Annotated in this window: 10 protein-coding genes; 2 read left to right on the forward strand and 8 right to left on the reverse strand. The window is 42.3% G+C overall.

The window, feature by feature from the left end; translation table 11 throughout:
• On the reverse strand, positions 1–2533 hold a 2533-nt coding region (alaS, locus tag ACXJIE_RS00830), incomplete at its 3' end, for an alanine--tRNA ligase (RefSeq protein WP_456479086.1).
• A gap of 49 nt (positions 2534–2582) precedes the next feature.
• Here alaS and ACXJIE_RS00835 point away from each other — a divergent pair.
• The gene (locus tag ACXJIE_RS00835; protein WP_456479087.1) at positions 2583–3641 is read left to right on the forward strand and encodes an aminotransferase class I/II-fold pyridoxal phosphate-dependent enzyme; all 1059 of its coding nucleotides are present in this window, start codon (positions 2583–2585) and stop codon (positions 3639–3641) included.
• Between the two features lies 1 nt (position 3642).
• Positions 3643–5574 (forward strand): transglycosylase domain-containing protein, encoded by a 1932-nt coding sequence (locus ACXJIE_RS00840; protein ID WP_456479088.1) that lies wholly within the window; start codon positions 3643–3645, stop codon positions 5572–5574.
• Here the strand turns inward: ACXJIE_RS00840 and ACXJIE_RS00845 are convergent.
• The 7 genes from ACXJIE_RS00845 to ACXJIE_RS00875 form a co-directional block, all read right to left on the reverse strand.
• Positions 5571–6464, reverse strand: coding sequence for a 5-oxoprolinase subunit C family protein (locus ACXJIE_RS00845; RefSeq protein WP_456479095.1), 894 nt, complete (start codon positions 6462–6464; stop codon positions 5571–5573). The genes ACXJIE_RS00840 and ACXJIE_RS00845 overlap by 4 nt on opposite strands.
• A 1-nt stretch (position 6465) precedes the next feature.
• Entirely contained in the window at positions 6466–7122 is a 657-nt protein-coding gene (pxpB, locus tag ACXJIE_RS00850) for a 5-oxoprolinase subunit PxpB (protein ID WP_456479089.1), read from the reverse strand.
• The gene (locus ACXJIE_RS00855; protein WP_456479090.1) at positions 7119–7838 is read right to left on the reverse strand and encodes a 5-oxoprolinase subunit PxpA; all 720 of its coding nucleotides are present in this window, start codon (positions 7836–7838) and stop codon (positions 7119–7121) included. Before ACXJIE_RS00855 ends, pxpB begins: the two co-directional genes overlap by 4 nt.
• Positions 7835–9169 carry a TRAP transporter large permease gene (locus tag ACXJIE_RS00860; protein WP_456479091.1) on the reverse strand — a complete coding sequence of 445 codons (1335 nt, stop codon included), beginning with the start codon at positions 9167–9169 and terminating at the stop codon, positions 7835–7837. Before ACXJIE_RS00860 ends, ACXJIE_RS00855 begins: the two co-directional genes overlap by 4 nt.
• Positions 9159–9641: a TRAP transporter small permease subunit gene (locus tag ACXJIE_RS00865; protein WP_456479092.1), complete on the reverse strand. Its 483-nt coding sequence runs from the start codon at positions 9639–9641 to the stop codon at positions 9159–9161. The genes ACXJIE_RS00860 and ACXJIE_RS00865 overlap by 11 nt, the downstream gene beginning before the upstream one ends.
• A complete protein-coding gene (locus ACXJIE_RS00870; RefSeq protein ID WP_456479093.1) occupies positions 9638–10594 on the reverse strand; it encodes a TRAP transporter substrate-binding protein in 957 nt (318 codons plus the stop codon). The genes ACXJIE_RS00865 and ACXJIE_RS00870 overlap by 4 nt, the downstream gene beginning before the upstream one ends.
• A 62-nt stretch (positions 10595–10656) precedes the next feature.
• The coding region (locus tag ACXJIE_RS00875; protein ID WP_456479094.1) for a DMT family transporter at positions 10657–11106 on the reverse strand (450 nt) is incomplete at its 5' end.

Consider the following 11106-nt stretch of genomic DNA (forward strand, 5'->3'; position numbering starts at 1 on the left):
CTTTTTGAATCATTTCATCTATTTTATTAACATCTTTACCTCCGCCTTGGGCGAAATCCGGTTTTCCTCCTCCTTTTCCACCCACTATTGGGGCGTAGTTTTTAATCAGATCCCCGGCTTTAACACCATCAACCGTAGAAACGGCTACAAGCGTAACCTTACCTTTGTTTTCACCGGCTAAAAACACTACGAGATTATCAAATCTGCCTTTAAGGTCCGTTGCGATTTCTCTAAGGTTAGCGTTGTCTATTCTTTCGATTATGTAGTTGATTCCGTCTTTGTTTACAGGTTTAATTTCTTTAACGGCCGCTTTTTCAAGATCTTTTATTTCGGTTTTTAGTTTTTTGATTTCCTCTTTTTGTTTTTCGACAAACGCTTTTAGATCTTTTGCTTTGTTTTCAGTTTTAATCTCTTCCACAAGATCCCTGAATCCTTTGGCGTATCTGTACGCACCGAATCCCGCAACGGCTTCGATTCTTCTAACCCCGGCACTCACACCGCTTTCTTTAACGATATAAAAGCTGTTAACCTCGGCCGTGTTGTTTACGTGCGTTCCTCCGCAAAGCTCCACACTGAAATCGCCGAATTTCACAACCCTTACGACATCCCCGTATTTTTCACCGAAAAGCGCCATTGCACCCATTTTTTTTGCTTCGTCGATACTCATTTCCTTAACTTCGGCAGGAATCGATTTGGCAATCACCCTGTTTACCATCTCCTCTATACTATCAAGCTCTTCTTTACTAAGCGCTTTCGGATGCGTGAAGTCGAATCTGAGTCTGTTGGCTTCAACCAAAGAGCCCGCCTGCGTTACATGCTCGCCTAAAACTTTTCTAAGAGCCGCATGCAGAAGGTGCGTAGCAGTGTGGTTTTTGGCAATTTCGCTTCTGCTCTCATCCACAACGGCCTCCACCTCATCACCGGTTTTAAGCTCTGCTTCAACGACTCTGCTTAAGTTTTTATCATCGAATTTTTTGGTATCCACAACCTTAGCAACAATTCTCCATTCTCCATTTTCCATTTTCCATTGTAAAACACCTTTGTCCCCTACCTGTCCTCCGCTCTCGGCGTAAAAAGGAGTAACTTCCAGCATTACCCATCCGCTGCCGTTAAGCGAATCAACCATATTCATATTTTCATCAAAAAGGGCTTTTATTTTGGTTTTATACTCTGTATGCTCGTATCCTACGAATTTGTTGTTTTCCACTTTTTCAAGATCTTTTAAATTAATCTTAACGTCCCCGCTTCCTTTCCAGTTAGCGCGGGCTCTGTCTTTTTGCTCCTGCATAAGCGTATTAAACGTTTTCATATCAACCTGTTTGTTTACTTCCCTTAACATATCCTGAGTTAAATCAAGAGGGAAGCCGTACGTGTCGTAAAGTTTAAACGCAACCTCGCCGCTGAACGTATCACCGGCCGTTTTTTTAAGCTCTTCTTCGAAAAGCTGCATTCCCTTGTCAATTGTTTCGAAAAATCTCTCTTCTTCAAGTTTTATGGTGTCTTTAACCGCTTCTTTTTTTTCTATCAGATACGGATACTGTTCCCCCATCTGCTCGGCTAACGTATCCACTATTCTGTACATAAAAGGCTCTCTCATCCCGAGAAGATACCCGTGTCTTACACCCCTTCTTAAAATTCTTCTAAGAACGTATCCTCTGCCTTCCCTGCCAAACTGCACCCCCTGAGCCGTCAGGAAAGTCACAGCCCTGATATGGTCGGCAATTACCCTGTGGCTTGCGCCCCTTTTATCAGTATGGTATTCTCTACCCGTAATTTCGACTATTTTTTTAAGTAAAGGTCTGAAAATCGAGCTGTCGTAATTGCTTGTTACACCTTCTTTTATAGCCGTAATCCTTTCAAGCCCCATTCCCGTATCGATACTCGGTTTCGGAAGAGGGGTGAGTTTTCCGCTTTCATCGCGATTATACTGCATAAACACGAGGTTCCATATCTCAAGGAATCTGTCCCCGTCTCCTCCTAAATAATCTTCAGGGGAACTGAATTTATCCGCGCCCTGGTCGAAATGTATCTCACTGCACGGTCCGCATGGCCCCGTGTCACCCATCTGCCAGAAGTTGTCTTTATCCCCCATTTTTACGATTCTCTCTTTAGGGACGTATTTTTCCCAGATTTTACCCGCTTCGTCGTCACTTTCATGAATCGTAATCCAGAGTCTGTCTTTTGGAAGTTCAAGCACTTCGGTTACGAATTCCCACGCGTAAGCTATAGCGTCTTCTTTAAAATAATCACCGAAAGAAAAGTTCCCGAGCATTTCAAAAAGCGTATGGTGTCTGTTGGTATATCCCACGTTTTCAAGGTCGTTGTGTTTTCCCCCGGCTCTCATACAAAGCTGTGACGAACACGCCCTCGGGGGTGTGGGAGCCGGTTTTTCACCGGTAAATATCGGTTTAAAAGGAACCATACCCGCATTTGTAAACAAAAGCGTCGGATCATCGGGCACAAGGGGAGCCGAAGGGTAAACCCTGTGCCCCTTGCTTTCAAAAAATTCCAAAAACTTCTTTCTTATATCCATAAAAGACCTTTTTTGATAAAATTTTAACAAAAAAGGTCCCAAAACAATAATGTATAAAAAAGAACTCGAAATTTTAAAGAAAAAAAACAGACTGCGAGAAAGAAAAACATACCCCGGTAATATTGTAGATTTGGCAAGCAACGACTACTTAGGACTTTCGGAAAACAAAAAAATACGGCAAAAAGCCTTTTCACACGCAATGGAGTACGGCTCACACGGGGCAAAAGCCTCTATGCTCGTAAACGGCTACCACCCGGCGCACAGACTGCTTGAAGAGAAATTAAAAACCTTAAACGGCTTTGAAGAGGCTTTGGTGCTCGGCAGCGGATTTCTGGCGAATATGGCTCTGTTTGAACTCGGAAGAAGGGGGGATCTTTTTTTGGTGGACGAAGAGTACCACGCAAGCGGAATTATCGGCAGCAGACTAACCCAGGCGGAAGTGAGGTTTTTCAGACATAACGACATAATCGATTTACAGAAAAAATCAAAAGATTATAAAAACTTTAAACGTGTATTTACCGTCGTTGAAGGCATATATTCAATGGAGGGCGACAAAGTCGAAAAACCGATAACCGATTACGCCCGGGAAATCGGAATGCTTATAATAGACGAAGCCCACAGCGTGGGCGTTTTGGGTGAGAGTTTAATGGGTGTTACGGACGAATACGGACTTGATCCCCAAAAAACGATAAAAATGGGCACTCTCGGAAAGGCGCTGGGAAGCTACGGAGCGTATATTCTCGCTAACGAAGAGACTGTTTCATATCTTTTAAACAGGGCGAAAAGCATAATTTACACTACGGCTCTGAGCCCTGTGGACGCGCTTTTGGCATATTACGCCCTTGAAGAGATTGAAAAAAACGGAAATTTTTATAAAAAAGAGATAAATAAGAGAAAATTAATCTTAAATTCAGATTCACTAATTAAAATTCTGCCCGCAAAAGACAATAAAGCACTCCTTTTAAAGCAAAAAGAACTTTTAAACCGCAACATACTTATTGGGGCCATCAGGCCTCCGACGGTAAAATTCCCCATATTTAGAATAATTGGACGAGCAGGTGTCGAAATTGATATAATTATACGGACAATCGATTTTTTAAAGGAATAATTTGTTCAAAAAGATTCTGGCGGTATTTTTAATATTTTCTTTTTTGATAACGGCGGGGGTTTTGGGTTATTTTGCATATCTTTACAACTCCACGAGATTTGCCAGTGAAAAAATAATATATTACCATCCCCCGTTAAGCGCAAAGTTCTACGACAGAAACGGAAAATTAATAGCGGTTAAATATAAAGATCAAAACAGATTTTACGTAAAATATGATGATATTCCCGGCCGTGTGATAGAAACTCTGATTGCCACGGAAGACACCTCCTTTTTCGAACACGAAGGAATAAATTTTAACGCAATCCTAAGAGCTTTGGTTAAAGACATAAAAGCGGGGAAAAAAGTCGAAGGCGCCTCCACCATAACCCAACAGCTGGTAAGAAATATATATCTGAACCGTAAAAAAACAATCGAGAGAAAATTAAAAGAAATGATAATTTCCATGAAAGTGGAACATTTTCTTACAAAAGAGGAAATACTTGAAAGATATTTAAATCAGATTTACTTCGGCCACGGATATTACGGGATTGCCACCGCGGCTTTCGGATACTTTCACAAAAACCTGAAAGATTTGAGTCTGAAAGAAATAGCGATGTTAATCGCGCTTCCTAAAGGCCCATCGCTGTACGATCCGGCAAAAAACTATGACCTGAACATCAAAAGGGCGGACAGGATTATAAAAAGGATGTACCTGCTCGGATGGATTTCACCTTCGGAATACAAAAAAGCCATTATGGAACATCCCGTAGTTTATAATAAAATGATTGAAAACAAAGCCCCTTACGCAGTAGATACGGCAATTATGAAACTTTATTTTAAATATAAAGATCTTTTTACAAGGGGATACGATATTTATCTGACAATCGATCTTCCTACCCAGATTCTTGCACAAAAAACGATTAAATGGAATAAAGAAAGGGTGCTTAAATTAAATCCTGATTTAAACGAATCTCAGCTTAACGGGGCTATGATAAACATAAACCCCCAAACCGGTGAGGTATTGGCAATAGTTGGAGGAGCCGATTACGAAAAAAGCAAATTCAACCGTGCCGTTCAGTCAAGAAGAAGTGTGGGTAGCGCCATCAAACCTTTCATATACCAGATTGCCCTGAATATCGGATACAACCCCGCAAGCAAAATAGCGGATATAAGCAGAACGTTTAAAATACCCAGCGACACGCCCGAAGAGGACAAATACTGGAAGCCTAAAAACTACGAAAAAAACACTCTCGGTCTCATTACTCTCCGCGAAGCTCTCGTTCATTCAAGAAACTTAGCGACTATCAATTTAGTTTTATCAATGGGGCTTGACACGGTACTTAAGGAAATGTACAATTTAGGATTCGACAAACTCCCCAACAATCTCAGCATAGCCCTCGGAAGCGTGGGTGAGAGTATGTGGAAATTCAGCGAGCTTTATACCATATTCAGCAATTACGGAATAAAAAGCAAAGTCCACATTATAAAAAAAATAACGATTCCGTTAGAATCCGTAACAATCACCACCGAACCCAAACACGAATACATAGAACCCGATTATCAGGCGTACTTGATAGTAAACATACTCCAGGACGTCGTAAAAAAAGGTACGGGTAGAAACGCAAGGGTAAAGGGTATCGAAATAGCCGGTAAAACGGGGACGACAAACGATTTCAGGGATGCATGGTTTTGCGGGTTTACGCCAAACAGCGAAACGCTTATATGGTTCGGAAACGACGATTCGAGTTCGCTCGGAAAAAAAATGTCTGGCGGAAGGGTGTCGGCTCCGGCGTTTGCCTATTTTTACAAAAACCTGCTTCAGATACACCCCGAGCTTATAAGAAAATTCAAAGTTCCAAAAGGCGTTCATTACTATCAAATAAACGGACACAAAGAGCTTTTCACGACTCAGTCGCCGCCTCCCAAGCAGGAGACTTACGTACCCGTTTTTTAGTGGTACATCTCCACAAATGAAAATCTCAGCTTTTTAAAAAACGAATAAAACTCTATCATCTCTTTTTTCGCATTTTCAAGTGAAATTTCTTTAAATCTGATTTTCCCGTTTCTAAACTGAGCGAGCCTGAAACAGTCAAGCGGCAAAACGTTTCCGATTTTAGGGTATCCCCCTATTGTCTGATGTTCTTTCAAAAGTACAATAGGATCACCGCTCGCAGGGACCTGAACGGTTCCGAAACTTATGCCTTCGGAGATGATATCTCCTTTTTCAGGTTTAACCTCGCCTTTTAAAACCGCACCCTGACGGTTTATCGATTTAAGCTCATAATCTTTGTTTAAAAATCCGGCCGTGTCGAAAAGCTCTTTTTGATGACCGAACACAATCCTGAGTTCCAAAACCTCAGGCACGTCAAGGGAAATTTCCGCATATCTGTTCGGAACGGTTTCGGGATTTCTGAGTTTTAAAACATTCCCGCCTTTAACAGGGCCTAAAATCTTTTCCCTTATACTGACACTGCAGCTTCCGTATTTTTTAGGGGCGTCAAAACCGTTTTTCACGCACAGATATACGAAATTGCCCTTTTTTAAAGGCTTGATTTTTACAATGTCCCCTTTTTTGAATTTAAAGGTTCTGTTTATTTTATATTTTTGTGAATTGATTTCCACTTCCCCCTCAATTCCGCACACAGCCGCCGAAAAGCTCCCCATCGCCTCAAATTCGAAATTGCCGAAAGTAATCTCCACACACGCCTTTTCCTTATCCCCCAAAAGTGCGTTTGCCAAAAGGTAGGAAAATTCGTCCATAGCTCCGCTGTGAGTGAGGCCTATGTCGGTATATCCGGCCCTTCCCATATCCTGAAACGTGCTTAAAAAACCGCTTTTTATCACCCTAATCAAGTTCGCCGCCTCTATTTATAAATTCGGATTTGGTAACGGGCTCGAATTTAACTTTCTGCCCTACCTTCAGAAGCGAAAACCCGTCAATCTTTTCACCGAACATCTCTTTGTACGTTCTTGCTATTATATTCCAGCCTCCCGGGCTTTTCATCGGATAAACGCCCGTCTGTGCGCCGGCAATTCCCACAGAGCCTTTCGCCACTTCGTTTCTCGGGGGAATACGGGGAGTGGGGATATCCACAACCCCCATATACGCAAAGCCCGGTAAAAACCCGATTGCGTACACGTCGTATATTTTTGAAGAATGTATTTTTATCACTTCTTTAACGCTTATTTTGTGATACTCCGCCACCCTTTTTAAATCATACCCCACACTTTCGTCGTAAAATGCCGGTATCGTGACAATTTCCGCCGTTTCGTCAGTTTCATCCACATTTTCCGCAAGCATGCTTTTTATACCCTCAAGCGCATCCTCATACGTCCTGTCGATTCCGTATTTAACCAAAATGGTCGTATATGAGGGGGTTACTTCCAAAAAATGAGGCTTTAATATTTCATAATTTTTCATAACAAGCCTGTGGATTTTCGGAGAAATAACATCGCCGAATTCAATTATTAAAGAATCTACCCCGGCAACCCTGAAGTTCATAAAACTTCTCTTACGGCTTTTATAATTTCAAGCGCCTTTTCATTGTCTCCGTGTACGCAGATACTGTCCGCCTTAAGATTTAAAACCTTTTTATTTTCGCTTAAAACATACCCCTCTTTAAACATCAAAATCCTCTCAAGAATTTCATTTTTGTCACTGATTACGGCGTTTTGTCTGCTTCTTGGCACCAAAAACCCTTCATCCGTATAGTTTCTGTCCGCAAACACTTCGTAAATGAGTTTAACTCCGAACTCTCCCGCAATTTTTTCATATTCATTGTTTTTAGTGCTGCTGAGAACCATAACGGGAAGATTCAGCACGCTTGCGGCGTTAAGTACAGCCCTGAACACCCCCTCGTCCCTCATCATATCGTTGTAAAGGGCTCCGTGGGGCTTTATGTACTTTACCTCCGTTTTGTGTTTTTTGCAAAATGCGCTTAATGCGCCCGCCTGATAAACAATATAATCCTCTATCTCCAATCCGCTGCACTTCATACTTCTTCTTCCGAACCCCAAAAGATCCGGATATCCCGGATGCGCCCCTATTTCCACACCGTTTTGTTTGGCCAAAAGCACGGTTTTGTCCATTATGAGAGGATCCCCGGCGTGAAACCCGCAGGCGATATTGGCCATATCGATAAGAGGCATAATTTTTTCGTCGCTTCCGAGTCTGTAATTTCCGAAACTCTCCCCCAAATCAGCGTTTAACCTAATCATTTTATCATCGTCCTTGGCAGATATAGTGCAATTTCGGGAAACAGTGTCAAAACGACAACTATTAAAATCATTATAACAAAAAAAGGAAACGTCGCTTTAAGAATATAGTCTATTTTTTCACCCGAAATCCCCTGTATTACAAAAAGTGAAAACCCGACAGGCGGAGTAATCTGCGAAAGCTCCACCATAAGCACCAGAAAGATCCCGAACCACAGCGGATCAAACCCCGCATGGATTATAATCGGAAGTACAATCGGCAGCGTCATTACCACAATGGAAATCCCGTCAAGTATCATTCCGAGTATTATATACATAATACCGATAACGAATATCAGCATATAAGGGCTTAAATGCATAGAAGCAATCCATTCGCTAACCGCCCTTGCAATTCCGAGATATTCCACCACCTGCGAGAGGAACCCGGCTGCGGCGATTATAAAACTTATCATAACCGTTGTTTTTACGGAATTAAGCATTGAGGTTTTAAACACGTCCCACGAAAGCGTTTTAAAATAAACGGACAGTATGATACTGCCGAGCACTCCTAAAGCCGCGGCCTCGGTCGGTGTCGCAAAGCCCGCGTATATGCTTCCGAGCACCAGCGCCACAAGCAAAAACACGGGTATCAGCTCCTTAACCGCCCTTATCCTGTCGCCCCATGTATACTCTTTTTCGGCTTTCGGGGTTACGTTTTTTCTTATTTTCGAAATAATTATAATATACGCCGAATACGCACTCGCAAGCAGCAGCCCCGGCAAAATACCTCCGATAAACAGCTTACCTATGGAAACGTCGGCCAAAACACCGTAAATGATCATAATTAAACTCGGGGGTATCAAAAACCCGAGCGTCCCGCTTCCGGCAAGCGAGCCGATTGCAAGTTTTTTGTCATATCCTCTTTTTTTTAGCTCTTCAAGGGTAATTTTTCCGACAGTGGCCGTAGTGGCGGCGGACGAGCCCGAAACGGCGGCAAAAAGTGAAGAAGCCGCCACGTTTATGTGAAGAAGTTTTCCGGGAATTTTATTAAACCAGGGAATAAGCCCGTTAAAAAGCTTGGTTGATATATCGCTTCTAAACAGCAGCTCCCCCATAAAAATAAACATCGGAAGCGCCGCCAAAGACCAGGAGTTAAGCGTATCGTACATAGAACTTGCAAGAAGAGAGCCTATTTTATCCCAAATGCTGATTACGGGGGGAAGATTCAGCTTGAAAACCAGCATTCCGACTATTCCGGTCACAATCAAAGAAACGGCTATCCACACCCCCGCTAACAAAAAGAAAAACATTACAACGACGAGAACCGCCGTTAACAAGAGCGGATCACTTATCATTTACAACCTTTATCAAAAATCCTATTATTGAAAGCATAAAAATAAAAAGCCCTACAACCATCGGTATCTGAGTAAGATATAAAGGGGTTTCGCTCACACCCTCGCTTAACATATCGTAACTGTATGATTCCCAGCACAGAAGAATCGAGCGGTAAAACACAAACCCGACCACCGCCAAAGCGATGCTTCCCGCAAAAAAATCCATAATTTTTCTTATTCGTTTCGGCATTTTGGAATAGATAATGGTTATTCTTATATGGCCGTTTTCTTTAAAGGTGTATCCGAGTCCCAAAAACACATAAGCCAGATAAAAATAACCGCTGTACTCATCCGCAATCATTGTGGAATGGTTAAAAAGCGCACGTGAAAATATTTCCACAAGTATAAGCCCCGTTAACAGTATAAAGGCTACGGAAGAGAAAAAAGCCCCAAGATCCGAGAGCCTTTCAAAAAATTCGACTATCTTTTTCATTGTCTGTATTTTTTAAAGATCTCTTTTACGTCTCTTGGTGCGTCTTTAAGGTAATCGTTTAGCATTTTATCCGCAATACCGTCAAGCTCTTTTTTAAGCGTCGGTGTGGCTTCCTGCACTTTCATACCGTGGGCCTGAAGTGTTTTCAGGGCTTTTGCGTCTTCCTCTTTAGAAACTTTCCACTGAATCGCCTCAGTTTCTTTCGCCGCCCTCATTACGGCTTTTTTCTGAGCCGGGGTCATTGCGTTCCAGTAATCAAGGTTAATACTTACACCCTGAAGGGGATATGCGTAGTTTATTTTTGTAAAATAGTCCAAAACCTCCCAGAATTTTCCGTCTTTTCCTGAAACGGAAGAAGTAACGACGGCGTTTACAAGCCCGGTTCTCAGAGCGGAATACACCTCCGCCCAAGGAAGCGCAACCGCACTGCCGCCCGCAAGCTGAATGAATCTGGCGGAATTTTTATCATACGTTCTGGCTTTTATGCCTTTGAAATCTTTAAGGCTTTTAACCGCCCACTTTGTATAAAGACCGCTCGGAGGCCAACTTACCGCATAAAGAAGTTTCTGGTTCCATTTTCTGCATACTTTCTGATATGCCGGTTTTGAAAGCTGATAGAGTCTGTATGCATCATCATATGATTTTGCAATAAACGGAAGCGCGGAAATACCGAACACTTTACCCCCGCCCGAAGTAAACGGCAAAAACATATCGCTGATAGGAACAACACCGTTTTTTACCGCTTTTAAAGGGTTGCCCTTAACAAGCGCGTTACCTGCGTGTACTTTAATCTTTATCGTACCTTTCGAATATTTTTCAACTAACTTAGCAAAAGTTTCGGCACCTTTGGTGTGGAAATTGTTAGGTCCGTAAACACAGTTCATATCGAGCGTCATGGTTGATGCAAGCAGGGCTCCGGCCGTTACAAGCATCGCCGAGATTTTCTTAAGCATTTCTCTCTCCTTAAGTTAATTTACGATTAATTATAGCAAAACTTTTAAATTGTCAAATATATTTAACCTTTTATTTCTTTAAAAGTACTTAAAACACCGGCCGCGGTTATTAAAAAAGCCCCCGTTATCTGATTAACCCCCGGAACCTGCCCTAAAAACAAAAAAGCCAAAAGCATTGCGAACACTATATCAAGATACTGCAAAACGGATGCAACCGAAACCTTTATGTAATTCAGCGCGTCATACCATAAAAAAAGTGCGAGCGCCGTGTGAACGGCACCCGTAACAAATGCGATTACCATTCCCTGAATGCTTAAATGCCACTCGCTCAAAAACAAAAAAGGAGCCGTTATAAACATAGATATCAAAATCTGCCAGGCAGTCACCGCGGCGGCCCTGTGGTGTAATGTGGCTATTTTGGAAAAAAACCCGAGCGCGCCGTAACTTACTGCCGCCAAAAACGCTATAAAGGCACCCTTAGAAAAACTCACTCCCCCGTTGCTTACAATCAC

Source organism: Nautilia sp., from assembly GCF_053994455.1.

Excerpts from the sequence above, each read along its gene's own strand:
- ACXJIE_RS00865 (WP_456479092.1), bottom strand. The coding sequence starts at position 9,641 with ATGAAAAAGATAGTCGAATTTTTTGAAAGGCTCTCGGATCTTGGGGCT.
- ACXJIE_RS00870 (WP_456479093.1), bottom strand. The coding sequence starts at position 10,594 with ATGCTTAAGAAAATCTCGGCGATGCTTGTAACGGCCGGAGCCCTGCTT.
- ACXJIE_RS00855 (WP_456479090.1), bottom strand. The coding sequence starts at position 7,838 with ATGATTAGGTTAAACGCTGATTTGGGGGAGAGTTTCGGAAATTACAGA.
- ACXJIE_RS00860 (WP_456479091.1), bottom strand. The coding sequence starts at position 9,169 with ATGATAAGTGATCCGCTCTTGTTAACGGCGGTTCTCGTCGTTGTAATG.
- ACXJIE_RS00835 (WP_456479087.1), top strand. The coding sequence starts at position 2,583 with ATGTATAAAAAAGAACTCGAAATTTTAAAGAAAAAAAACAGACTGCGA.
- pxpB (WP_456479089.1), bottom strand. The coding sequence starts at position 7,122 with ATGAACTTCAGGGTTGCCGGGGTAGATTCTTTAATAATTGAATTCGGC.